At 33.6% G+C, this 23,633-nt stretch carries 24 protein-coding genes; 15 read left to right on the top strand and 9 right to left on the bottom strand.

The features are described from left to right. The first annotated feature begins 161 nt into the window (after nucleotides 1-161). The 4 genes from NSA01_RS08575 to ehuA all read left to right on the top strand — a co-directional run bounded on the left by NSA01_RS08575 (nucleotide 162) and on the right by ehuA (nucleotide 3,561). Nucleotides 162-1,001 carry a transporter substrate-binding domain-containing protein gene (locus NSA01_RS08575; RefSeq protein ID WP_257481054.1) on the top strand — a complete coding sequence of 280 codons (840 nt, stop codon included), beginning with the start codon at nucleotides 162-164 and terminating at the stop codon, nucleotides 999-1,001. Nucleotides 1,002-1,193: 192 nt separating this feature from the next. Next, nucleotides 1,194-2,030 (top strand): ABC transporter substrate-binding protein, encoded by an 837-nt coding sequence (locus tag NSA01_RS08570; protein ID WP_257481053.1) that lies wholly within the window; start codon nucleotides 1,194-1,196, stop codon nucleotides 2,028-2,030. Between the two features lie 106 nt (nucleotides 2,031-2,136). Then, nucleotides 2,137-2,790, top strand: a complete 654-nt coding sequence (locus NSA01_RS08565) for an amino acid ABC transporter permease (protein ID WP_257481052.1) — start codon at nucleotides 2,137-2,139, stop codon at nucleotides 2,788-2,790. A 9-nt stretch (nucleotides 2,791-2,799) separates the two neighbouring features. After that, complete coding sequence (gene ehuA / locus NSA01_RS08560) at nucleotides 2,800-3,561, top strand: ectoine/hydroxyectoine ABC transporter ATP-binding protein EhuA (protein ID WP_007049368.1); 762 nt, start codon at nucleotides 2,800-2,802, stop codon at nucleotides 3,559-3,561. Nucleotides 3,562-3,699: 138 nt separating this feature from the next. On the opposite strand, the gene NSA01_RS08555 is transcribed toward ehuA, so the two are convergent. From NSA01_RS08555 to NSA01_RS08545, 3 genes are all read right to left on the bottom strand, one after another. Continuing rightward, nucleotides 3,700-4,548 carry a hypothetical protein gene (locus NSA01_RS08555; RefSeq protein WP_257481051.1) on the bottom strand — a complete coding sequence of 283 codons (849 nt, stop codon included), beginning with the start codon at nucleotides 4,546-4,548 and terminating at the stop codon, nucleotides 3,700-3,702. A 119-nt stretch (nucleotides 4,549-4,667) separates the two neighbouring features. Next, on the bottom strand, nucleotides 4,668-5,381 hold the full coding sequence (locus NSA01_RS08550; RefSeq protein WP_257481050.1) for a fibronectin type III domain-containing protein: 714 nt from the start codon (nucleotides 5,379-5,381) through the stop codon (nucleotides 4,668-4,670). Between the two features lie 122 nt (nucleotides 5,382-5,503). Then, nucleotides 5,504-6,856 carry an ATP-dependent metallopeptidase FtsH/Yme1/Tma family protein gene (locus tag NSA01_RS08545; RefSeq protein WP_257481049.1) on the bottom strand — a complete coding sequence of 451 codons (1,353 nt, stop codon included), beginning with the start codon at nucleotides 6,854-6,856 and terminating at the stop codon, nucleotides 5,504-5,506. 127 nt (nucleotides 6,857-6,983) lie between these two features. Between NSA01_RS08545 and NSA01_RS08540 the strand changes: the two genes are divergently transcribed. Then, a complete protein-coding gene (locus NSA01_RS08540) occupies nucleotides 6,984-7,376 on the top strand; it encodes a hypothetical protein (RefSeq protein WP_257481048.1) in 393 nt (130 codons plus the stop codon). Between the two features lie 36 nt (nucleotides 7,377-7,412). On the opposite strand, the gene NSA01_RS08535 is transcribed toward NSA01_RS08540, so the two are convergent. From NSA01_RS08535 to NSA01_RS08525, 3 genes are all read right to left on the bottom strand, one after another. After that, nucleotides 7,413-8,468, bottom strand: a complete 1,056-nt coding sequence (locus NSA01_RS08535; RefSeq protein ID WP_257481047.1) for an NADH:flavin oxidoreductase — start codon at nucleotides 8,466-8,468, stop codon at nucleotides 7,413-7,415. A gap of 371 nt (nucleotides 8,469-8,839) precedes the next feature. Continuing rightward, complete coding sequence (locus NSA01_RS08530; RefSeq protein WP_257481046.1) at nucleotides 8,840-9,886, bottom strand: NADH:flavin oxidoreductase; 1,047 nt, start codon at nucleotides 9,884-9,886, stop codon at nucleotides 8,840-8,842. A gap of 77 nt (nucleotides 9,887-9,963) precedes the next feature. Further along, nucleotides 9,964-11,124: a zinc ribbon domain-containing protein gene (locus tag NSA01_RS08525; protein WP_257481045.1), complete on the bottom strand. Its 1,161-nt coding sequence runs from the start codon at nucleotides 11,122-11,124 to the stop codon at nucleotides 9,964-9,966. 173 nt (nucleotides 11,125-11,297) lie between these two features. Between NSA01_RS08525 and NSA01_RS08520 the strand changes: the two genes are divergently transcribed. The 10 genes from NSA01_RS08520 to NSA01_RS08475 all read left to right on the top strand — a co-directional run bounded on the left by NSA01_RS08520 (nucleotide 11,298) and on the right by NSA01_RS08475 (nucleotide 15,853). Next, nucleotides 11,298-11,471, top strand: coding sequence for a hypothetical protein (locus tag NSA01_RS08520; protein WP_257481044.1), 174 nt, complete (start codon nucleotides 11,298-11,300; stop codon nucleotides 11,469-11,471). 407 nt (nucleotides 11,472-11,878) lie between these two features. Continuing rightward, a complete protein-coding gene (locus NSA01_RS08515) occupies nucleotides 11,879-12,052 on the top strand; it encodes a hypothetical protein (RefSeq protein ID WP_257481043.1) in 174 nt (57 codons plus the stop codon). 118 nt (nucleotides 12,053-12,170) lie between these two features. Next, on the top strand, nucleotides 12,171-12,326 hold the full coding sequence (locus tag NSA01_RS08510; protein WP_257481042.1) for a hypothetical protein: 156 nt from the start codon (nucleotides 12,171-12,173) through the stop codon (nucleotides 12,324-12,326). Then, nucleotides 12,323-12,601, top strand: a complete 279-nt coding sequence (locus NSA01_RS08505) for a hypothetical protein (RefSeq protein WP_257481041.1) — start codon at nucleotides 12,323-12,325, stop codon at nucleotides 12,599-12,601. Before NSA01_RS08510 ends, NSA01_RS08505 begins: the two co-directional genes overlap by 4 nt. A 453-nt stretch (nucleotides 12,602-13,054) precedes the next feature. Beyond that, the gene (infC, locus tag NSA01_RS08500; RefSeq protein WP_257481055.1) at nucleotides 13,055-13,576 is read left to right on the top strand and encodes a translation initiation factor IF-3; all 522 of its coding nucleotides are present in this window, start codon (nucleotides 13,055-13,057) and stop codon (nucleotides 13,574-13,576) included. A gap of 20 nt (nucleotides 13,577-13,596) precedes the next feature. Further along, a complete protein-coding gene (rpmI, locus tag NSA01_RS08495; RefSeq protein ID WP_007049377.1) occupies nucleotides 13,597-13,791 on the top strand; it encodes a 50S ribosomal protein L35 in 195 nt (64 codons plus the stop codon). A 17-nt stretch (nucleotides 13,792-13,808) separates the two neighbouring features. Beyond that, nucleotides 13,809-14,162, top strand: a complete 354-nt coding sequence (gene rplT, locus NSA01_RS08490) for a 50S ribosomal protein L20 (protein WP_257481040.1) — start codon at nucleotides 13,809-13,811, stop codon at nucleotides 14,160-14,162. Between the two features lie 172 nt (nucleotides 14,163-14,334). After that, on the top strand, nucleotides 14,335-14,838 hold the full coding sequence (locus NSA01_RS08485) for a VanZ family protein (protein WP_257481039.1): 504 nt from the start codon (nucleotides 14,335-14,337) through the stop codon (nucleotides 14,836-14,838). Between the two features lie 292 nt (nucleotides 14,839-15,130). After that, nucleotides 15,131-15,367 carry a hypothetical protein gene (locus tag NSA01_RS08480; RefSeq protein ID WP_257481038.1) on the top strand — a complete coding sequence of 79 codons (237 nt, stop codon included), beginning with the start codon at nucleotides 15,131-15,133 and terminating at the stop codon, nucleotides 15,365-15,367. Between the two features lie 9 nt (nucleotides 15,368-15,376). Then, nucleotides 15,377-15,853 (top strand): GNAT family N-acetyltransferase, encoded by a 477-nt coding sequence (locus tag NSA01_RS08475; RefSeq protein WP_257481037.1) that lies wholly within the window; start codon nucleotides 15,377-15,379, stop codon nucleotides 15,851-15,853. A gap of 10 nt (nucleotides 15,854-15,863) precedes the next feature. Here the strand turns inward: NSA01_RS08475 and NSA01_RS08470 are convergent, their stop codons facing one another. From NSA01_RS08470 to thrS, 3 genes are all read right to left on the bottom strand, one after another. Next, nucleotides 15,864-18,488: a response regulator gene (locus NSA01_RS08470; RefSeq protein WP_257481036.1), complete on the bottom strand. Its 2,625-nt coding sequence runs from the start codon at nucleotides 18,486-18,488 to the stop codon at nucleotides 15,864-15,866. Between the two features lie 190 nt (nucleotides 18,489-18,678). Further along, a complete protein-coding gene (locus NSA01_RS08465) occupies nucleotides 18,679-21,291 on the bottom strand; it encodes a response regulator (protein ID WP_257481035.1) in 2,613 nt (870 codons plus the stop codon). Nucleotides 21,292-21,573: 282 nt separating this feature from the next. Beyond that, complete coding sequence (gene thrS, locus NSA01_RS08460) at nucleotides 21,574-23,487, bottom strand: threonine--tRNA ligase (protein ID WP_257481034.1); 1,914 nt, start codon at nucleotides 23,485-23,487, stop codon at nucleotides 21,574-21,576. Nucleotides 23,488-23,633 lie beyond the last annotated feature (146 nt).

The raw sequence follows: 23,633 nt of genomic DNA, 5'->3' as shown, positions 1-23,633 counted from the left end.
GTTTTAAAGGGGTGGAACCCCTTTGGCCTTTGTTTCTTTGAAAAAGAAAACCGAAGTATAAATATAAATAAAAATGCATAAAAATAAAAAAGTGCTTGATTTTTATACAAAATCATAGTAAACTTTTATTAATTTCAAAGGGAATAAACGGAGGATTGATTATGAAATTAAAAAAAGTCATGGCAGTTACAATGGCTGCACTAATGAGCCTTGCTCTATTTGCGGGATGCGGTTCTAAAGAAGAAGCCGGCAAAGACGTAAAACTTGTAAAAGAAGGAACTCTTACGGTAGGTCTTGAAGCTTCTTATCCGCCAATGGAATACATAGACGAAAAAACAGGAGAACTTGCGGGATTCGATATCGAACTTGCCAAAGCTATAGCTAAAGATATGGGACTTGAAGTTGAATTCGTTCAAGTTGGTTTCGACGCTATATTTGCAGGTCTTGACGCAGACAAATACGATGTTGCTATCTCTGCTATCAGCGTAAACAAAGAAAGACAGGAAACTCTTGCTTTATCGGATACTTACCTTGCTAATCAGCAGGTAGTTATTTCAGCTAAAGACGGAAAACAAATCAAATCAGTAAAAGAACTAAGCGGTAAAAAAGTTGCCGTTCAAGTAGGTACTACAGCCGACGAAGCTTGTCAGTACTATCAGGAAAAAGAAGGTCTTGAATTTGACTTACAGCAATTAGACGATATGACAGCTGCTTTCCTTGCTTTAAAGAGCGGAAATGTTGACTGTGTAGTAACAGATTTGGTAGTTGGTGATTATTATGTTAACAACTTCCCTAAAGACTATGTAAAATCTTGCGATAAACTTACAAACGAACCTATCGCTATAGCAGCTAAAAAATCAAACACTGCTTTGATCGCACAAGTCAACAAATCTTTAAAATCACTTATCGACAGCGGTAAAACATCCGAAATCTCCAAAAAACTGTTCGGTGAAGATTTAACAAAGAATATCGACGCTAACTTAAAGAACTACGACGAATAATATCAAACTTTTAAAAGAGCCTTTTAGGCTCTTTTTTATTTATTAAAATAATATTAAGATTATTATCCAAATATTAAAATAGTATAAATATGCATAAATATTTATAAAAATTAACAAAAACTATTGCTTTTTTTCTTATTCTATAGTATATTTAGATGTAAATTTTTTACTTGTTTTTGGAGGAAATATTATATGAAAAAAGGAAAGAAAATCGCGGCACTCGCTTTGACATCTATTTTGGGATTTAGCTTACTAAGCGGCTGCGGTTCTAAAGATACAGTTTCTACGGAAGCTCAATTTACAAAAGATAAAACATTGGTTGTCGGAATAGATAATACATATCCGCCTATGGAATACGTAGATAAAAACGGCAAGACAGTCGGGTTTGACATCGAACTTGCAAAAGCCATAGGTGAAAAAATGGGAAGGAAAGTCGAATTCGTAAACAGCTCATGGGACGCTATTTTCGCAGGCCTTGACGCAGATAAATACGACCTTGTAATCTCCTCTGTTGGAGTAAATAAAGACAGACAGGAACAGCTTGCTCTTTCAAATCCTTATCTTGCAAATCAGCAGGTGATAATCTCATCTAAAAGCGGAAAACAAATAAAATCCGTGGAAGAACTTGCAGGTAAAAAAGTCGGAGTACAGGTAAGCACGACATCTGATGATACATGTAATTATTACTTATCTAAGGGAACTGATTTTGATTTAAGACAATTCGACGGTATGACCGAAGCATTCGTAGCTCTTGAAGGCGGAAGTGTCGACTGCGTAGTGACAGACCTTGTGGTCGGAGAATATTACGTTCATAAAAATACAAATAAATTCGTAAAGACATGCGATAAACTCACAAACGAACCTATCGCGGTTGCGGCTAAAAAAAGCAATCAGGCTCTTATAGATAAAATCAACCCTATACTCGAAGAACTAAGCAAAGACGGAACGATGACAAAAATATCAAAGAAAGTATTTGGTAAAGATTTAACACAAAATATAGATACGACTTTAAAAGGATATGACGAATAACCGTATATATTGTGGCATTTAAACGAAAAAGTAAGAGGTCTGCTTGCCAGGCTTCTTGTTTTATTATATAATGTAAAAGATTAAACGTAAAATAGGAGAAAATATTATGACTAGTGTGCAGATTTCAAAACTGGCAGCCGGAACAGTTTCTACCATAGAACTTACGCTTATAAGTATAGTGCTCGGTATGATACTCGCTCTTGTGATCGCATTCATGAGCATCGGCAGAAATAAAATACTGAAGGGGATCGCATGGGTTTATACTTGGGTGTTCAGAGGGACTCCACTGCTTCTTCAAATAATGGTAGTATACTTTGCCATACCATTGATGTTTAAGCAAATGTTCGGTTCACCTTTGAATTTTGAACCTTTCACGGCGGCTATCATAGCCCTTACCTTAAATACCGCAGCTTATACTTCGGAAATATTCAGAGCAGGTATCCAGTCCATAGACAAAGGACAAATGGAAGCGGCAAAAGCCCTTGGTATGACTTACTCTCAGGCAATGTTCAAAGTAATAATACCTCAGACGGTTTCAAGGATAATACCACCTTTCGCAAATGAATTCATAATGATATTAAAAGATACATCTCTCGTTTCCACTATTGGTATGGCGGACTTAATGAGAGTTTCAAAGCAGTTTGCGGCAAGCGGTGACTGGAGCTACTACTTCGTAGCGGGCGGGATATATTTGGTACTTACATCGGTATGTATAGTATTATTCCAAAGACTTGAAAAGAAAACCAGCAGGTACATTTAGGAGGATATCATGAGCAGTGTAAAAGTAGAAAATGTAAAAAAAGATTTTGGTGAACTAAGTGTACTTAAAGATATAAATCTGACTATTGAAAAAGGCGAAGTAGTTTGTATAATCGGTCCTTCGGGTTCTGGCAAAAGTACATTCCTAAGATGTCTGAACCACCTAGAAAAACTGACTTCAGGCAAGATATACATAGACGATGAACTTGTTTTTCACAGAGAAAACGATAAAAGCGTAGTAAAGACAGAAAAGGAAAAATTAGTTGAAATACGTACAAAGATAGGTATGGTATTCCAAAGATTCAACTTATTCCCTCATAAGACGGTTCTTGAAAATGTAACACTTTCTCCAATGGTAGTTAAAAAAGTGGGAAAAGAAGAAATAGAAAAGAAAGCATATGAACTATTGGATATGGTCGGACTCAGAGACAAAGCGGACGAATATCCGAACAGGTTATCGGGAGGACAGCAGCAAAGGGTCGCTATAGCAAGAGCTCTTGCAATGGATCCGGAAATAATGCTTTTCGATGAAGCCACTTCGGCTCTTGACCCTGAACTTGTAGGAGAAGTTTTGGAAGTTATGAAAAACTTGGCTAAAAAACATTCTATGACTATGATAGTTGTCACTCATGAAATGGGCTTTGCAAAAGAAGTAGCTGACAGAGTAATCTTCATGGCTGACGGTGTGGTGGTGGAAGAAGGTCCCGCAAGAGAACTTATCGATAATCCAAAACATGAAAGAACGAAAAAATTCTTAAATAAAGTTTTATAAAATCAAAGAAGTAAGTTTTCTTACTTCTTTTTTAATGCCATTTAATTTATAATCAAACAATAAATTTATTTATCTTATATAGATTTGCTTTATTACAAAATAAAAAAGACCGACTTAAATCGGTCTTTTGATTTATTATTATTTTACCTTAGGAGTCCTTACAGGTTTAGTAAATGAACTCTTAACGCTTCCTCTAACCGTTCTTACTTTGTAGTAATATCTCTTGCCTTTTTTAAGTTTCTTATTTGTAAATTTGCTGGACGTGGTTGTCTTAACTTTTTTATATCCTTTTGTCTTTTTAGTGGAACGATAAATTTCGTATTTTTTACCGCCTGTCGCTTTTTTGAATGATAATGTTACTTTTCTTTTTCCCGCTTTTGCTTTTAGTTTTGTCGGAGCTTTTAAGGTTTTAAGATATATATCTACACTTGCAAATTCTCTGTCAAAATCAAGCACTTCATCTGTAGAATAATCATAAGGAAGTGCAAACACACCAAATTCATATTTACCGTCTTTTAACTTTTTGGTATTTACACCTATCGGCCCATATACTTCATCATAATCATCGGGAGTTATAAGATAAGCAGAATAGTCAGCCCAAAGGATTTTATCTGTTTTCAAATCGGTAAATCCGGCTAAAGCTATAGTATTATAATCTTCCCAAGTATCGTAAACATAAGCCGAAGTATTTATTTTTTCGCCTCTATAAAAGACCTGCTTATGTTTTGGTTTATTGATTTTTACCCAGTCTGACTTTGCTAAAGCAAGTGTCCCTTTAATTCCCTTTTTATTTAAAGCTTTAAAATCAGATAAGGCTCTTGATTTTAAACTATTATTTACCTTCCCTTTATTTACTTTCCTGCTCACCTTTATATTTTCATTATTACAGCTTTTTAAGTCTTTTGCAAATACATTTGAAAACGGAACAGTCGTTAACACAAATAAAAATGCTACTAAAATACATAATACTTTTTTTGATTTTTTCATATTGATTTCCCCCTTTTTTATTTATTATGATTTTTCATATATTATCCAATTAAACGATTTAATTAAACTCTTTACAATATATTTAAAAGACCGAACTCAGCCGGTCTTCTGATTTATTATTATTTTACCTTAGGAGTTCTTACAGGTTTTGTGAATGAACTCTTAACGCTTCCTCTAACCGTTCTTACTTTGTAGTAATATCTTTTTCCCTTTTTTAGTTTCTTGTTAGTAAATTTGTTAGACGTGGTTGTCTTAACTTTTTTATATCCTTTTGTCTTTTTAGTTGAACGATAGATTTCATATTTTTTTCCGCCTGTCGCCTTTTTGAATGATAATGTTACTTTTCTTTTTCCCGCTTTTGCTTTTAGTTTCGTCGGAGCTTTTAAAGCTGCAACTTTTATTTCAGTCAAGGCTAACTCCATACTGCTTCCGCTTTCGTCTGTAGCATCAGCTATCCCCACAACTACATAATTTGCACCGTTAGGTGCCTTCTTAGTGTTAAGTGTCGTTTTATATGTATAAGTTCCTTTAAAAAGTTTAGTACTTCCATCAGATAAAGTTTGACCTTTTGAACCCATTAAAAAACTGACTACTCCTGTATATCCGTTACCGAAGGGATCCTTTACTGTAGCTTTCACGCTTATCTTTTCACCTTTGTAATAAACCTTTTTATGTGTAGGTGAAGAAATTTTCACATACTTATTTGTAACTACTTCTCTCGGTGACTTTACATTTAACGATTTTTTCGGAGTAGCGGCACTTACAGCCGACACACAGGAAAACATAAATAAAGACGCAATCAAACCGCATAATATTTTTTTAGAATTTTTCATATTCAAATTCCCTCCTTATCTTAATCACAATTTTATCACACATTATCCTACTTTGCAATTCGTTTTCATAAAAAAATAAAAAATAACTGCTCCTAAGTTAGAACAGTTATTTTATAAATTCTTTATACCAAGGCTGTATCAAAGATTTTTTCCAAATCTTTGGAAGATAAATCTTCTTTTTTATATAAAAGTTTTGCAAGCTTATTGATAGCTTCCACATTTGACTTTATTATCTCTTTTGCTTTTAAATAAGTCGTATCGAGAATTTTAGTTACTTCTTCGTCTATCTCATCTTTGAATATAGTATCATTTTTTATATCAAAAGTCTTATTTTTATATTTGCTCATTCCATATTCGCATACCATGGAATTAGCAAGCTCATTTGCCTTTGCTATATCATTCTGGGCTCCCGTGCTTATTTCTCCGAAAATAATTTCTTCGCTGGCTCTTCCCGCAAGGAGCATACAGATTTTTTCCTCAAGCTCTTTCTTTGTGAGTATCAAATTATCTTCTCCGCTCCCGGTAAGGACAAAACCGAGAGATACTCCGTATGGAACTATAGTTACCTTATCGGGAAGTACTCCCGTTAGAATGAAGCTCACGAGAGCATGTCCCGCCTCATGGAAAGATACTATCCTTTTTTCCTTGTTATTTAAAATCATGCTCTTATTTTTAAGTCCTGCCATGGTTTTTATGATTGCTTTATCGAATTCGTCGTTGGTTATGACTTTTCTGCCTTTTCTTATTGCCATCAATGCCGATTCGTTTACTATATTGGCAAGATGTGCTCCGCTGAGCCCGTTTGTCTTTTCCACAACTTTGTTGATATCAAGATTTTTTGAAACAGGTTTGCCCTGCATATGATGATTTAAAATTTCTTTTCTCGTGATACTTGAAGGATTTCCAACATAAATATGTCTGTCAAATCTTCCGGGTCTGAGTAATGCACTGTCCAGCATATCCATCCTGTTTGTCGCTGCCATCACAACTACTCCCGTGTTTTCGCTGAAACCGTCAAGCTCTATTAAAAACTGATTTAATGTCTGGTCTCTCTCTGAATTGTTGTCGGTACTCCTGCTTACTCCTATTGCATCAAGTTCATCTATAAAAATTATCGCAGGGGCTTTTTTTCTCGCTTTATCGAATAAAGCTCTTATCCTGCTTGCACCTATACCTACGAACTTTTCTATAAATTCACTTCCCGAAGCATACATAAAAGTAGCCCCGCATTCCCCTGCCAAGGCTTTTGCAATAAGCGTTTTACCTGTTCCGGGAGGTCCGTAAAGAAGTACGCCGCTGGGTATCTTTGCTCCGAATTTTTTATACTTTGCAGGCTTCGTCAAAAAGTCGCTTATTTCCAAAAGTTCTTCTTTTATTTCATCTAAACCCGCAACATTTGTAAAGTTTATATCGCTTTTTATGACCGCAGGATCTTCCGGTCTGTTACCCATAAATTTTATATATGAATTCTTCATCTTTGTCCCCCAATTTCATGTGCTAATGATATTATTGTTAACATTTTTGATTTTTATACTACTATGAAAAAAAATATTTTTTATTTATATTATGTGGTATAATAATATAAAAGCAGGAGGTTTTAATATGAACAAAGACGATTTATTAAACAAGGCAAGTGAATTTTTGGGAGAAGCAACAGAAAAAGCGAGACAATTTTCTTCAGAAGCAATCGAAGCATCTAAGAGCTTTGCGGAAAGTGCAAAGAAAACAATTCAAGCAGAAAAATTGGATTATGAAATTTCAAGAAAATACAGAGAAATCGGTAAACTGGTATATTCCGCATATGAAGAAGAAGGTTCTTACGAACATGTGGCAGACGAATTATGCGAAGAAATCAATGCTTTATTCGATCAAATCATAGCAATCAAGCTGGGAGAAGATGCCGATGTGAGCGACGAAGAAAAAGAAGGCATCATCGAAGAAGTAAATGATATAATCGAAGAAGATAACGAGGACGAAGAAATCATAAATGAATAAAAATTAAAAGACGAGAAAATCTCGTCTTTTTTTATTTTAATAAAGCGTTTCATCTGCCTTTATAAGGTTAGGACATTTATAGTCTCCCCTGTTCATATGGCATTTCGGCTTGCAGTGATAACAATAATTTATAGGTATATCGTTCTTTGCCTTATATGCCCACTGATAATCAGCAATAAGCTCTCTTCCTATGGCGGTAAAATCCGCATAATCGTTTCTTAAAAGATATTCTGCCCTTTTTGGAGTAGAAATCATATTGACGGCGATGACCGGAACATCAACGGCTTCTTTGATGAGCTTTGCGGAGTATACGCTGTAGTTAAAATCCGGATTATCGGTTTCAAGAGTTACGTCTTCTTTGTTTGCATATGAAATATCGAGTACATCTACCCCTGCGTCTATAAGCATTTTAGCCCCTTCTATCCCGCTTTTGATATCGGGAACGCAGGGTCCGTATCTATAATATATAGGCATATCTTCTCCGATAGCTTCTCTTACTGCTTTTATTACTTCTATGGGAAATCTAAATCTGTTCTCTAAACTTCCTCCGTACTCATCTGTCCTTTTGTTGTAATTAGGTGCGGTAAATTCACATAACAAATATCCGTGAGCTCCGTGTAGTTCTACGGCTTTAAAGCCTGCTTTCTTCGCTCTGACAGCAGCATTCACAAAATATTCTTTTACCTTAGGAAGTTCTTCTTTTTTTACTTCTCGGCTCCCCTCGTAGTCGGGGTGAGCACAGGCTCCGTAAGGATGTTCACTCAGTTTCCCCGCCGCTCTTACTCCCGGATTATGAAGCTGTATCACGGAAAAGCAGTCGTTGTCGTTTATGACCTTTGCTATTTTTGACAGTCCCTCTACGAATTTATCATCCCATATACCAAGCTGATAGAATGGTCTTTGTGACTTATCCGTTGCGACAGCCTCGACGATTATCGTTCCCACTTCACTTTTTGCTCTTTTTTTATAATATGTAATGTGTTTATCCGTGACATATCCGTCTTCCTTTGCCAGCATGAAAGTGACCATGGGCGGCATAACTATCCTGTTTTTTATCTTATTCCCTTTTATTTCATATCCATCAAATAACATCTTTTATTCTCCTTTGATGATTTAATAATAACTATTTTAAAATACCAAATTTCTATGTTTGATAATTGATTTACGACAGTTAAAACCTATATTTCGATTAAAGTTTATTTTGGTTTGGTTTTATATTCCTAAAACAACTTTTATTAACATTCATATGGCATTTGTGATTTTCCATTACACAAAATATATGAATTACTTGTGTTTTAATATTTTTTATAAAGTACCCAATAAGTATTGTTTAAAGCCATATCCAATAAAATTTTAAATATGAATCAATTTAAAATACCAAAACTCTAACGATATAATCTTATCTTCAGCTTATATCAGCCGTATCAAAGTTTAATTGCATTAAGTTCTTAAAATAACAAAGTTTAATACAAAGTATCCCCTGACTTTATAAGGTTAGGACATTTATTGTCTCCTCCGTTCAAACGGCATTTCGGTTTGCAGTGATAACAATAGTTTATAGGTATACCGTTCTTTGCCTTATATGCCCACTGATAATCTGAAAGGAGTTCTCTTCCTATAGCCGTAAAATCCCCATAACCTTCTCTTAGAAGCTTTTCCGCTCTCTTTGGAGTGGATATCCTGTTTACGCATATAACGGGGACATCGACGTTTTCCTTTATTATCTTTGCACTTGTCGTGACGGAGTTGAATTCATGTTCCTTATCTTCCAGAGATGTCGAAGCGTCGAAAGCCGAAGATATATTTAAGACATCAACCCCCGCGTTAACAAGCATATTTGCTCCCTTGATGACATCATCTATATCTTCCATATTTACTCCCATCCTGTAATAAATAGGATAATCATCTCCCACGGCTTTCCTTACTGCCTTTGTGACCTCGATAGGAAAACGGTACCTGTCTTCCAAGTTTTCAAATCCGTATTCGTCGTTCCTTTTGTTGTATTTCCTTAGAGTAAATTCACATAAAAGATATCCGTGAGCTCCGTGAAGCTCTACCGCTTTAAAGCCTGCTTTTTTCGCTCTTACAGCCGCGTTAACAAAATCTTTTATGGATTTTTCGATATCTTCCTTTGACATCTCCCTGCCGTACCCGTCCAAGGGGCTCGGACCGTAAGGACATTCTTCCATCTTTGCTTTTATCCCCGCATTATGAAGCTGGATAACGGGAAATGTTCCGTTATCGTTTATGGCACCTGCAAGCTTTTTAAGCCCCGGGATAAATTTATCGTCCCATACTCCGATCTGGTTCCATGCTTTTTGATTACCGTCGATACCGCTTGCCTCCACAATAATGGTCCCTACTTCATTCTTTGCTCTCTTTTCATAGTAGGATATGTGCTTATCCTCTATAAAACCGTCCTCCCTAACGAGAGAATATGTAACCATCGGAGACATAACTATCCTGTTTCTTATAAGGTTTCCTTTAAGTGTAAAACTATCAAATAACATTTTAACACCTCCTGATATAAAGATTATATCATAATATTAACTTCATTAAATAAATAAAAAACACCATCAGGTGTTTTTTATAATTCTTGATAATCTATTATTTCAATATTATACCAATAATAATTATTATTACCTATACTAGTCATATCTGTAAATATTTTACTTTCTCCCGGACCTAATGTTTCAAAACCGACTGCATAAGTTTCGCTGAATGTTATCATATCATTACATGCTTTATCCCTATAATATGAAACTTTTACTTTAATATATGTATATGTATTAGAAGATGTATTATTTTTAATTTTAGCTTTTGTTGTAGCGTATCCATAATCACATGTAGAATTTATCGTTTTTATTTCCAAATCAGGTTTTTGATGTGCGATTTCATAATCTTCTTTTGCACTTTCAATTTTTACTTTTTGAGTTTCTATATCTATGTTACTAGAAAAACTTCCATCATAAAGAGACAATTCCAACAATGCTTTATCAAATTTATTTTTCTTCAAATATTTGTCTGATTTATAAATCATATTTTTTACGAGTTTTTTTTCACATTTATTTTGTCTCTCTGTTGCTTTTTCATAATTCTTATATTGTACATTTACAATACCATTATAGTTCTGATAAGCTTTCCAAAAATTTTTATTTTTATAATATTTATTGGCTCTTTTATACAATACCTTAGATTTATTAAAATCATCTAAATTTTCAACTAATTTTCTTACATCAGAAAATTCAAATTTCATATTAATATTAGAATTAATAAGTGCTTTAGCTTTTTTATACGTTATTTTATCATTATTAAAATCATCAACAATTTTTTTTACCTGAGAAATATATGTATTACCAACATTCGTTTTTAATTTATCCGATTTAAAAGTATCAAAATAAATACTATATGCTTCACTGAATTTATTTTGTTTGATTTTAGATTTAATTTCCTCAATTTTATTTTCTGTATAAATATTAAAACTGAAAATAAAAGTAATTAGCAATATAAATATAACAGAAATGATACACAAAAGTTTTTTATTTTTTAAAAGTGACTTCTTAGTTTTGATAGTTTTTTTATTAAAAATTATACTACTTGATACTTTCTCTTTTTTATTTAAATTATTGTTTTTATTTTCTTCTTGTAATAAATTATTATCTTCTATATTTTCAGCTAATTTATTGCCACATTGACTACAATATTTGCTATTTTCAATATTATAATATCCACATTTTTTACACTGCATTTTTACCCTCTTAAAATTTACATTTTTTTACATATTTCGATAATAATATATTATCATGTATATAAATGAAATTATCCAGGTATTTTATCCTACTTTATCCGATAAAATGCTTGACTTTTGTTCAACGCGATATTATTATTAAATTAGACAAAAGGAAGGAGGATTGTTATTTAATGTCTAAAAAAATGGGTAGACCGACAGAAAACCCCAGAGCTTACAGAATTGGAATCAGACTGGACGAAAAACACAAAAAGATACTCGATGAGTACATAAAGAAGAACAATTCTACCATTACGAACGCTGTTTCAAGAGCGATAGAATTATTGGAAGCGGAGATAGAAAAGTAATTCAATATTAATACTACGGATGACAAATCTTATATATCAGATTACTTCTTTATATCATTATTTTTAAAGAAAAGACAACAATTAGAAATATTATAATCTCAATCAGTAAAAGTATTTATTTTATATTTTATCTTTATAATAAATGCAGATTTATTGTAATGAGCAATAAGCCGACAAATATATTCTTAAGTAACATTGCACTTATCGTTATATAAAGATATTTACGATTGTTATAAGATGTAAAATAATTTACAAATTTGTTCCGCAAATTTTCCTTACGGAAATTTGCTCATGTTGACCTCTGTAAATCAGGGTAAAATTATCCTACTTTATACTATGATTTTATTGACTAATGTGTTACCGTAGTATATAATAAATGTATTACCAAAAGCGAGGTGATTACTTTAATGGTAAAAAAAATGGGTAGACCCACAGATAACCCCAGGACTTACAATACCAGGATAAGGATGAATGAAGACGAAGTCAGAGTTCTGACTATATGTGCAGAGAAGCTCAATATGACACGTTCGGATGTATTAAGGCTCGGATTATCAATGGTTTACGAAGGAATAAAAAAATAAAAAGACAGCCCACCCTGCACTAGCAAGCATTGTAGTGGACTGTCACCCCAAACGGAGTATGTAAATATTATACACTGCATACTTCTGTTTGGCAAGGATAAAAACGGAGGTATTTTTTATGAAATACAAATACATTGAATTCACATTAGAGAAAGAAATAAAAGAAAGACTGGACAGATACTGCAAAGAAAACGACTTGACCATAGAAGAAACGGTAAATCTTGCCCTATCAAAACTGAAAGATTTATGTTCGGACGGTACGGAGGAAAAATGATCGACGATATACTTTGCGAAATATATAACAAATTCTGTCTGGACGATAATAACTTCAAATCGGAACTCACACCAAAGAGTATAATGATAGAAAAATCAAACTTGACAGAACGCTTAAGGGAAATCATACCCAAAGAACACTATGTTCAAATCGAAGATATAATAAACAAGTACGCTTATTTGACGGAAGAGGAATGTTTCATACAGGGGTACAAAGAAGCGATAAAGGATTTGAAACAAATTTTGGAGAAAATGATATTGTTCGTTTCTATATGAAATAATTATAAGGCTAAACCAAAGCATATACAAAATAAAAAAAAGAGATACCTAAGTGTATCTCTTTTTTTACGTAATAAATTTTATTGATAATCAAAAAAACAAAAACTTATTTTAAAGGACATCATGCAAGATTTATCAAAATAGATATAAGCGGGATAAAGGGCTGGTTATTTACAGACGAGGTTTCTGTCTATTAAAATGATAATAAATCAATGATAAAAGTATTAAAAATCAAAATATAATACCAATAAAAAATCAACTTTTAACACAAAAAGCTTGACTAATAGGGATTTTACGGTTATACTATTTAAGTCAAACAAAGTAGAAGAATTGCTTCTCACCAAACAAACATGGATTTAGTTTGGTAAATATATTGCAAATCAATTGTAGTGATATATTTAGGTAGCAGTTCTATGCTATCTATTTTTTTAATCATGGAGGTATAATTCGATTAAAGATTTTCAAATTAACGAACAAATCAGAGACAGAGAAGTAAGAGTTGTCGCTGATGATGGTTCTATGCTTGGTATTATGTCTGCCGAAGAAGCTTTGAAACAAGCTGAACAGAGAAACTTGGATTTGGTTAAAGTTTCGCCTGAAGCTAAACCGCCGGTTTGTAAAATTCTTGACTACGGAAAGTTCAAATATGAACAAAACAGAAAAGAAAAAGAAAACAAGAAAAACCAAAAAGTGGTAAACATCAAAGAAATCAGGACTTCGGTTAGAGTACAGGATCATGACTTGGAAGTAAAAGCCAAAAACTGTCGTAAATTCTTATCTGCCGGAGATAAAGTCAAAGTTTCCGTTAGGTTCAGAGGCAGAGAAATGGCATATGTAAACAGAGGAAGAGAAGTACTCTTAAAATTTGCTTCTATGGTTGATGAAGTAGGAACAATAGAAACTAAGCCTAAGCTTGAAGGACGTAACTATACTATGACTTTAAGCCCTATAAAAGGTAAAGAAAAAAAATAGCAGGAAGGAACGGATTTAAAATGCCTAAAATGAAATCGCACAGAGGTGCATCAAAAAGATTTAAAAGAAAAAAATCTGGTGTTATCAAAAGAAAGAAAGCTTTCAGAAATCATATTCTAAACAAAAAAACAACTAAGAGAAAAAGAAAATTAAGAAAGGGTGGCTACGTTTCTGCAGCTGACCAAAAGACAATCAGCTACATTATCGTTAAGTAGTTAAAAGGTGATGATATATGGCTAGAGTAAAGAGAAGTTTAAATAGTAAAAAGAAACATAAAAAAGTTTTAAAACTTGCTAAAGGTTATTACGGAGCAAAATCTAAATTATACAGACCTGCAAACGAAGCTGTAATGAGAGCTTTAAGAAGTTCTTATGCGGGAAGAAAACAAAAGAAAAGAGATTTTAGAAAACTTTGGATAACAAGGATCAACGCTGCGGCAAGAATGAACGATATGTCTTATTCAAGATTCATAAACGGTCTTAAGAACGCTAACGTTGAAATCGACAGAAAAATGTTAGCTGACATCGCTATGAATGACGAAGCTGCATTCGCTAAATTAGTGGAAGTTTCAAAAGGCGCACTATAAAATTCAAAGACATGACTTCGGTCGTGTCTTTTTTTATTTTCGTAGGTTTCTTATTCATATAAGTATTAGGTTAAAAAAGTCTTAAGATAGTATTAAACTTCAAATTTAAAGTTGAGTTTATATATTATTTATTGTATCATGTTAAAGTATTATGAGAGAAAAGAGGTAAAGTTTGAGTTATAAAAACAAAAAAGTAAACTTATTATGTCTATCGCTTTTAGTTATATATATGATAACAGTTTTTTCCATGACACTGATGCCTTATATGGGCGAATACACCTACGAAAGAAACTATAATTTGATACCCTTTGCGAGTATTAAAAGTTATTTTGAGAGTTTAAAATACAACGGATTTTTTAGCGGCGGGCAGCCGAGCATGGTGGCATTTATAAACCTGTTCGGTAATATCGGTCTTCTCCTTCCCTACGGATTTCTGCTTCCCCTTGCATTTCCGGGAAGGATAACTTTCAAAAAGACCGTCTTTACCGCATTCCTTATGACAACATTTATTGAAGTGACACAGTTTTTCTTCCTTGTAAGCAGAAGAGCGGATATAGACGATATCATATTCAATACACTAAGTGCGGTAATTGGGTATATTTTATACTTCATAATATGTCACAGACATTATAAATATTATAAAGAGCATAAACCAAACGGAAAATATTTTTCCTAAAAATTAATATGAGTACCACACTTTATACCCTTCATTTTAATTATATGCATATCCCGATTTTACTTATACCCCTTATTGCAGCCATTGGATTATTCACATTTCATATTTGGTATCCATGGCAAAATAAAGGCGCTAACCCCTGTGATAAAAATATAAGAAGTTTAAAGCCGAGAATATTCTCACAAAAATAATAAGTATTATAGTATTTGTCTTTTTTATTTATACTTCAGCAGGATATTTTGTAAATTATTTCGACTTAAAAGAAAGGTATGAAAATAAAAACTACAAAACAGTGTCGGGATATGTAAAGGAGTTTCACGCACTTCAAAATGATGGACACGACACGGAACACTTTAAAATAAAAAACGAATACTTTGAATATTCAAATGCCGAGTTGATCAGCGGATACAACGCCCCTTTATATAAAGGCGGAGTAATAAAAAGGAACGGTCAAAATTTAACAATCAAATATATAACAAATGAAGAAAAAGTAAACATCATACTTGAAATAAAAGAAAATATAAATTAGGAGCATAAAATGAATAAACTTGATTTCAGATTTGCAAAAGAGAAAGACACAAAATTAATACTCAGCTTCATAAAGGAACTTGCAGTATACGAAAACATGCTTGATGACGTAGTGGCGGATGAAGCGACTTTGAATAAATGGCTGTTTGAAAAGAAAAAGGCAGAAGTAATAATAGGAGAAGTGAATAACGAACCTATAGGCTTTGCATTATTCTTCCATAATTTTTCTACATTTCTGGGTAAAAGCGGGATATATCTCGAAGATTTGCACATAAGAGAAGAATATAGAAAGAAAGGTTACGGCAAAAAATTTCTGAAGAAATTAGCAGGAATAGCAAAGGAAAGAGACTGCGGAAGACTGGAGTGGTCATGCCTTGACTGGAATAAACACAGTATAGATTTTTATCTTTCTCTCGGAGCGGAGCCTATGGACGAGTGGACGGTCTACAGACTTACGAGAGATAAAATAGACATACTGGCAGAATAAGAAAAGATACTTACTGTTCGTAAGTATCTTTTTTATTATATATATTATTTAGACTATCTATCAGATTTCCGATATTTATAGGTTTGCTTATATGAGCGTTCATACCCAGCTTAATGCTTTTTTCTATATCATCTTCGAAAGCATTTGCACTTATTGCGATTATTATAACAGACTCTGCATCTTTCCTGTCAAGACTTCTTATGATTTTAGTCGCTTTGTATCCGTCCATTACAGGCATTCGTATATCCATGAATATTATATCAAATTCATAAGGTTTGGATCTTTCAAAGGCTTTCACGCCCTCTTCACCGTTTGCCGCACAAGTGACTTTACATCCCTGCAATATGAGCAGTTCTTTTAATATTTCCATATTGAGTTCATTATCTTCTACAATAAGTACGTTTTTTCCGTTTAAGATATCTTCGTTTTTATAATTGATATCCTCAAAATTCAAGTCTATATCATCCATTCCATACAAAACATCTATTATGGAAGAAATAAACATAGGTTTATTTATAAAGGCGTCGGCTTTTTCCCACTTTTTATCGTCCATTATATCAATGGTATCATAGGAGGAAACGATGATCTTGATATCACTTTCAGCGGTGTCTTTTATTTTATTGATTACCTCAGAAGCATCCATATCTCCCAAATCGTCATAAACTATGCATATATCATATTTATATGGATTTTCTTTTATTTCATCGATACCGTCTATCCCTCTTCCGAGACATTTATAGAATACTCCCATAGTATCGAAAATATAATCCATCCTCTCCAAAGTTTCGGGCATGCTGTCTATAAGCAGTATATCTAACTTCTTATCCATAAAAATATCCAAGCTCGGTTCAGGCATTCTTTCAAAAGGTATATCTACAGTAAAAGTACTCCCCTTGCCTATTTCGCTTTTAAGAGAAATATTACCCCCGAGCATTTCGGTAAATCTCTTTGCAATAGGAAGCCCGAGCCCCGTTCCTCCGTAGTTGTAAGAAACCGAAGCATCTTCCTGTTCAAAGGGATTGAATATCTTATCGAAGTTTTTCTCTTCTATCCCGACCCCTGTATCGGATACTTCAAACCTTATCCAAGTTTTACTGTCTTCTTCTTTTAATAAACTTATACGATTTGTTATCTCTCCCCCTTTGGAAGTAAACTTTACTGCATTTGAGAGTAAATTCACTATTATCTGATTTGTATGTAGGTAATCACCTTTTACGAATGAGGGAATGTTCCCCTCAAGAACACTCTTGAACTTAATACCCTTTTCCTTTGCCTGTGAAAAGAACAGTCCGGTCGTCGACTCCACGAAATTTCTAAATCCGAATTTTTTGTATTTTATCTCCACTTTTCCGCTTTCTATTTTGGACATATCCAAAATATCGTTGATAAGAACAAGAAGATGTTTTGAAGAAGCGGATATCTTATTTATACAGTCAATCTCTTTTGCTTTGTTGTTTATATTCTCTCTAGCCAAAGTGACCATACCGATTATGCCGTTAAGGGGCGTCCTTATTTCATGTGACATCCTCGATAAAAATTCACTCTTCGCATCATTAGCCTTTTCAGCTTTCTCGAGTGCATTTTTTAGGCTTTCCTGCATTAATATCTGATCCGTCTCGTCACTGTAAACCGTAAGCCATACGTCTTCTCCATTGGTATCTACATAATTCACAGACATCTTTATTTTAAGGACCTCACCGGAAATAGGATGATTATAATCAAAAGTGTATTCCCAGTTTTCTTTATTTATATCATTTTGTATCTTGGTTATTTCTTCCCTGTCTCTTTTATCTATATTATTTACGACCAAGTCATAGCCTTTCAGCAAATCTTCATGTTTAACACCGAAGAGCTTTTCGGAACTCTCCGAGATAAAATTTTCGTTGGGGTCATTTAAATTATGAAGGAAAAGTCCTTGAGTAATATTCTTTGAGATAGTATCAAATATGGAATTCTTATAACTGATTATCCTATTTTTCCTATTCAATGATACTTGATAAATTATCATACAAAGTACTATTATCAAAAACATGATGACAGATATGCTCTGAGATAAATTCTTTATATCATTTGCGTTCATATAAAAAGAATGCACTTTGTTATCTATCTTAGCTTGAATTTTATCTACCAAATCGTCAATGGTAGTAAAATAGGGATTGATGTTACCATTCATATATTTAGTTATTTCTTTATACTTATAATCATATTCTAATGTATTTTTTAAAAGGATATTTTCATTATCTCTAAGCTCCCTGAAATTATTATAAAGCTTTCTTATATTACCGTCATTGGCATCATAAAAATCCCTTACCCCCAAAAATTCTTCTTCGACAACCGCATAAATATTTTCGATATCTTTACTGATATGCTTTACATTTTCTTTTGTGTTATTGAATTTTAAATTTTCGTTGTATACTTTTATCTTATCTATTTCCGCATTTATTTTATCCGTGGAAACGAGGACTTCGTAAGGTCTCCTGACTATCAAATCGACCTGATGCATGAGTTTATTCATGTTGAACATGATTATATAGAAATAAAGAGCCAGGAAGAGGAGCAGTACTCCCCATAGAATAATGATTTTTTTATTATTCTTCAAGCTCTTTTTCATATATTTTTTATCACTGTTATTCATTACAAAACGCCTCTTTTTTATGTAATATATATTATTTTATCATAAAAACGTTATCATTTAAACCATAACCTTTTTATAACATAATTTTGATTTTTTACTCAAATAATATTATACTACCAATATAAATCAAATGCAAAAAAAGCTTGAAAAAAATCAAAAAAAGAGCAGATAATCTGCTCTCTTTTTAAAATTAACTGAACTGTGCCCCAAGCTTATCGTATATCTCATCCATATTTATAGGCTTGCCTATATGGTCGTTCATCCCGCTTTCGATACTCTTCTTAACGTCGCTTTCAAATACGTTTGCAGACATCGCAACTATAGAAACGCTCTTTGCATCTTTCCTGTCAAGTTTCCTGATTTCTCTGGTCGCGTCGTATCCGTTCATAACGGGCATTTGAATATCCATGAGTATCAAATCATAATATCCTTCACCCGAAGCTTTGAACATATCAAGGGCTTCTTTTCCGTCCTTTGCTTTTTCAACTTCCGCACCGTTCATGGTCATAAGTTCCGAAGCTATCTCTAGGTTTAGGTCATTATCCTCTGCAATCAGGATTTTCTTTCCTGCAAAGACCTTCCCCGCAAAACCGTCTTTCATCACTTTATAAGTTTCATTGTGTTTTTTTGCATTTTCCAGTGCGTCCACAATAGTTGATTCAAACAGCGGTTTATTTATTACTCCGTTTGCACCGACTCTTAGAGCTTCTTCTTTTATCTCCTCAACATCATAAGCCGTTATCAAAATAACAAGGATATCTTTATCCTTTGCGATCTCCCTTATCCTTCTCGTGGTTTCGATACCGTCTATGTAAGGCATTTTCCAGTCGATAAAGCAAACGTCAAATTTATCATTTTCTTCTATTGACTTTTCGATTTTCTTTATTGCGTCAAATCCGTTATCGACCCAGTCTGCTTTAAGACCTATCTTATTAAGTAAATACTTTGTATTTTCACATGTTTCTATATCATCATCTACGACGAGAACATTTAAATTTCCTAATTCCGATCTTCTAATAGGCTTTATATACGCTGCCTTTTTGAAAGGTATCGTTGCAATAAAATCGCTTCCCTTGCCTTCTTCGCTTTTAACGCTTATTTCTCCGCCCATAAGGTAAGCAAAACGTTTTGAAATGGAAAGCCCCAGACCGGTTCCGCCGTAGCGTTTGGTAATAGTGTCGTCTTCCTGCTCGAAAGCATTGAATATCTTATCAATGTTTTCTTCTTTTATACCGCAGCCGCTGTCAATGACTTCAAATTTAAGGATATCTTCCGAATCGTTGCTTTTGACTAAAGTAACTTTGAATTTTATACTTCCGCCTTCCGGAGTGAATTTAAGTGCATTTGATAAAAGGTTACCTAAAATTTGATTTAATCTTAAAGAGTCCCCGTTTAATTCTTCGGGGATATCTCCGACCAAAATCGTTTCATAGTCTATATTCCTTGCTTTTGCCTGAGTAAAGTAAATAGAAGTTATGGACTCGATGAATACTCTGAAATTGAATTTCTCATTCTTTATTTCAACTTTACCGCTTTCTATCTTAGCCATATCGAGTACATCATTTACGAGAACGAGAAGATGTTTTGAAGACATGCTTATCTTATTAAGGCAGTCAAGTTCCTTCTTTTCGTCTCCGATGTTTTGTATGGCAATCAAGGTCATCCCGGTAATACCGTTGAGAGGTGTCCTTATTTCATGCGACATCCTCGACAAGAATTCGCTTTTTGCAACACTTGCTCTCTCCGCGTTATCGAGAGCATTTTCAAGATTTTTTTGCATTTTATATCGTTCGGTCTCGTCTGTCCATACGACAATGGATATTGGAGATTTATTATCTATCACAAAATAATACTCCATCAAAATATGTTTTTTTTCACTGGTATTTGGCATATTATAAATAAAAGAATAACTCCAGTTGGATTTTTCTCTTTTACTTTCAGATAAAATCTTTATATTTTCAATATCTTCTTCGGTCATAAAGTTTGTTAAAGCCTTGAAATCTTCCTTTATAAGCTCTACCCCGTCAAATCCGAATATATTTTTTATATTTTCCGATATGTAATCTCCACCCTTAATATCTGAGTTCATAATATAAAAAGCATTGTCTATATTCTTGGATACTATATCAAATAATTTATTTTTATAATTGATAAGATCATGCTGTTTTGAAATAAAATACTGATATAAAGCCACGGATATCAAAGTAAAAACAAGGACTATCACAGATAAAACGATAGATATATTTTTATTGTATACGGCGGTCTCGGTTATATTATTAAACTTGTTTTCCGCAGATATCAATATATCATCATTCATATCTTCCATTTTCGTATAAAGGGGATTTAACTTTTTATTTTGAAAAGCTTCCATCTCTTCGTAGCTTCTGTTACCCGTTTTTCCATAATAAATAACTTTAGTATGTTCTTTTTTAATAGAAGATAATAAATCCTTTAATTCCTGTACTTTTGCCTTTGACATAAGAGTTTTTTCTTCTATAATTTTTATTTGGTCATCAAGTTTGGGGTATAACTCCTTCATGGATTTTTCCATTCTTGATGTTTCTGAGTTATTGTTATTATATAAAAGTTTCTCTGAATGTATCCTCATTTCTTTTATATAAGTTTCTATATCTCCCGAAGCAATTATTACTTTTAGGGGATGTTCCTTCATATTTTCTACCTGACTTATAATCTTATTAGAATTAAAAATATTTGTAATGAAAAGAATTAAAACGAATACAATTACAGCAACACCTGCAATCCAAGTATATTTTCCGCTCGATTTTTTGTTTTTTCTCTCCACAGTAACTATCCTCTCTCAAAATAATATAATAATCATAAATTACAACATTTTGAAACAAATGCTTCATATCACAAAGATATTTATAATATAATATTAATTGATTGTTTTTTATCGTATTTTTTCTATTATCTTTTGTAATAAATTTTTGTCACAAAATGTATAATACCAGTAATAGTATATACTTTTCTCGACAATTTGTAAATATTTAAAAAGTTTTATGACAATTTTCACTTTATATGTGTAAATTAAAAAAGAGCGGATATACCGCTCTTTAACTGTCTCTTAAACAGATTTTTCTTCTATTTCTTTTACCGCTTTATCTATGAATTCATCTACTCTCATAGCACCGAGATCTTCCCCGTCTTTTCTTGCACGAACGGATATAACATCGTTTTCCATATCTCTGTCCCCTGCGATTATCATGTAAGGAACTTTTTCAAGCTGAGCTTCTCTTATCTTATAACCCATTTTTTCGCTTCTGTCGTCTATTTCACATCTGATGCCCTTTTGCTCAAGCTTATCTTTGATACCTTTGACATATTCAAGATTTCTGTCCGTGATAGGGATAAGCTTAGCCTGAACCGGAGCTAACCATAACGGGAACGCCCCTGCAAAATGCTCTGTCAAAATACCTATAAAACGTTCTATTGAGCCGAAGATAACTCTGTGTATCATAACGGGTCTGTGTTTTTCACCGTCGTGACCGATATAAGTTAAATCAAATCTTTGCGGCATTTGGAAGTCAAGCTGGATAGTACCGCACTGCCATGTCCTTCCCAGGCAGTCTTCCAAATGGAAGTCAAGCTTAGGTCCGTAGAAAGCACCGTCGCCTTCGTTTACGACATAGTCCATGCCCTTCTGTTCCATAGCTTCTCTGAGAGCTTCCGTAGCCATTTTCCAGTCTTCATCGGAACCCATTGAATCGTCGGGACGTGTAGACAGTTCAACATGGTACTTAAATCCGAACATATTATAAACATAATCTATAAAGTCGATAACACCGATAACTTCTTCTTTGATTTGCTCCGGAAGCATGAATATATGGGCATCGTCCTGAGTGAAGGTCCTTACTCTCATAAGTCCGTGAAGAGCTCCTGAAAGCTCGTGACGATGTACCTGACCCATTTCACCTATCCTTAAAGGCAAATCTCTGTACGACCACATTTTTCTTTTATAAACAAGCATAGAGCCGGGACAATTCATAGGCTTTATGGCATAATCATTTTCGTCTATCTTGGTAAAGTACATATTGTCTTTATAATGGTCCCAGTGTCCGGAAGTATGCCAAAGCTGTTCGTTTAGGATAAGAGGAGTCTTGATTTCCTGATATCCTCTTTTTCTGTGCTCTTCTCTCCAGAAGTTTTCTAGTTCGTTTCTTATTACCATACCTTTTGGAAGGAAGAACGGGAAGCCCGGACCTTCTTCGCAAATCATGAATAGGTCCATATCTTTACCGATTTTTCTGTGGTCTCTCTTCTTAGCTTCTTCGAGCATAGCAAGGTGTTCTTCAAGCATTTTTGCTTTAGGGAATGAGATGCCGTACACCCTTTGAAGCATTTTTTTATTGCTGTCCCCTCTCCAGTATGCACCTGTAGTGGAAAGGAGTTTTATCGCTTTTACAGGTTTTGTATTAAGTAAATGAGGTCCGGCACAAAGGTCGGTAAATTCCCCTTGCTTGTAAAAAGAGATTATGCTGTCTTCAGGCAGATCTTCGATAAGCTCTACTTTATAATCTTCATTTGCTTCTTTTTCAAAGTCAATAGCTTCTTTTCTCGGTAAAACGAATTTTTCTATGGATAAGTTTTCCTTAACTATTCTTTTCATTTCAGCTTCGATTTTTTCAAGGTCATTTTCTGTAAGCGGAGTTTCTATATCAAAATCATAGTAAAATCCGTTATCGATACTAGGTCCTATTGCAAGTTTTACTTTATCGCCGTAAAGTCTCTTGACAGCCTGAGCCAAGATATGACTGGTCGTATGCCAGAATGCTTTTTTACCGTCAAGGTCATCGAATTTATAGAATACGATGTTTGCGTCTTTATCTAAAGTGGTTCTTATATCCACGATTTCATCATTGATTTTTGCGCATAAAACGTCTCTTTTAAGTGCGGGAGATATACTTTCTGCAATATCCAAAACGCTTACGCCGTTTTCAAATTCTTTTATGTTTCCGTCCGGAAATGTTACTTTTATCATTTTATTTCCTCCTTTTATTAGGAAAGATTTATACCCTTACCTAACAAAAAAGTATATCAAAATATGGTGTTAAAGTCAACTTTTAGGGGCTTTGCCCCTATGATCCGGGTTAAAGGTTTCGCCCTAAAGGGCGACCGTCTTTTTTC

The sequence above is a fragment of the Anaerofustis stercorihominis genome (assembly GCF_024623185.1).
Taxonomy (GTDB): domain Bacteria; phylum Bacillota; class Clostridia; order Eubacteriales; family Anaerofustaceae; genus Anaerofustis.
The sequence above is the reverse complement of the archived record's forward strand: the minus strand, read 5'-3'. Positions and strand labels throughout refer to the sequence as shown.

Excerpts from the sequence above, each read along its gene's own strand:
- thrS (WP_257481034.1), bottom strand. The coding sequence starts at position 23,487 with ATGATAAAAGTAACATTTCCGGACGGAAACATAAAAGAATTTGAAAAC.
- NSA01_RS08555 (WP_257481051.1), bottom strand. The coding sequence starts at position 4,548 with ATGAAAAAATCAAAAAAAGTATTATGTATTTTAGTAGCATTTTTATTT.
- NSA01_RS08525 (WP_257481045.1), bottom strand. The coding sequence starts at position 11,124 with ATGCAGTGTAAAAAATGTGGATATTATAATATTGAAAATAGCAAATAT.
- ehuA (WP_007049368.1), top strand. The coding sequence starts at position 2,800 with ATGAGCAGTGTAAAAGTAGAAAATGTAAAAAAAGATTTTGGTGAACTA.
- NSA01_RS08575 (WP_257481054.1), top strand. The coding sequence starts at position 162 with ATGAAATTAAAAAAAGTCATGGCAGTTACAATGGCTGCACTAATGAGC.
- NSA01_RS08530 (WP_257481046.1), bottom strand. The coding sequence starts at position 9,886 with ATGTTATTTGATAGTTTTACACTTAAAGGAAACCTTATAAGAAACAGG.
- NSA01_RS08475 (WP_257481037.1), top strand. The coding sequence starts at position 15,377 with ATGAATAAACTTGATTTCAGATTTGCAAAAGAGAAAGACACAAAATTA.
- rplT (WP_257481040.1), top strand. The coding sequence starts at position 13,809 with ATGGCTAGAGTAAAGAGAAGTTTAAATAGTAAAAAGAAACATAAAAAA.
- NSA01_RS08520 (WP_257481044.1), top strand. The coding sequence starts at position 11,298 with ATGTCTAAAAAAATGGGTAGACCGACAGAAAACCCCAGAGCTTACAGA.
- NSA01_RS08545 (WP_257481049.1), bottom strand. The coding sequence starts at position 6,856 with ATGAAGAATTCATATATAAAATTTATGGGTAACAGACCGGAAGATCCT.
- rpmI (WP_007049377.1), top strand. The coding sequence starts at position 13,597 with ATGCCTAAAATGAAATCGCACAGAGGTGCATCAAAAAGATTTAAAAGA.
- NSA01_RS08510 (WP_257481042.1), top strand. The coding sequence starts at position 12,171 with ATGAAATACAAATACATTGAATTCACATTAGAGAAAGAAATAAAAGAA.
- NSA01_RS08540 (WP_257481048.1), top strand. The coding sequence starts at position 6,984 with ATGAACAAAGACGATTTATTAAACAAGGCAAGTGAATTTTTGGGAGAA.
- NSA01_RS08535 (WP_257481047.1), bottom strand. The coding sequence starts at position 8,468 with ATGTTATTTGATGGATATGAAATAAAAGGGAATAAGATAAAAAACAGG.
- NSA01_RS08550 (WP_257481050.1), bottom strand. The coding sequence starts at position 5,381 with ATGAAAAATTCTAAAAAAATATTATGCGGTTTGATTGCGTCTTTATTT.
- NSA01_RS08565 (WP_257481052.1), top strand. The coding sequence starts at position 2,137 with ATGACTAGTGTGCAGATTTCAAAACTGGCAGCCGGAACAGTTTCTACC.
- NSA01_RS08515 (WP_257481043.1), top strand. The coding sequence starts at position 11,879 with ATGGTAAAAAAAATGGGTAGACCCACAGATAACCCCAGGACTTACAAT.
- NSA01_RS08570 (WP_257481053.1), top strand. The coding sequence starts at position 1,194 with ATGAAAAAAGGAAAGAAAATCGCGGCACTCGCTTTGACATCTATTTTG.
- NSA01_RS08505 (WP_257481041.1), top strand. The coding sequence starts at position 12,323 with ATGATCGACGATATACTTTGCGAAATATATAACAAATTCTGTCTGGAC.
- NSA01_RS08470 (WP_257481036.1), bottom strand. The coding sequence starts at position 18,488 with ATGAATAACAGTGATAAAAAATATATGAAAAAGAGCTTGAAGAATAAT.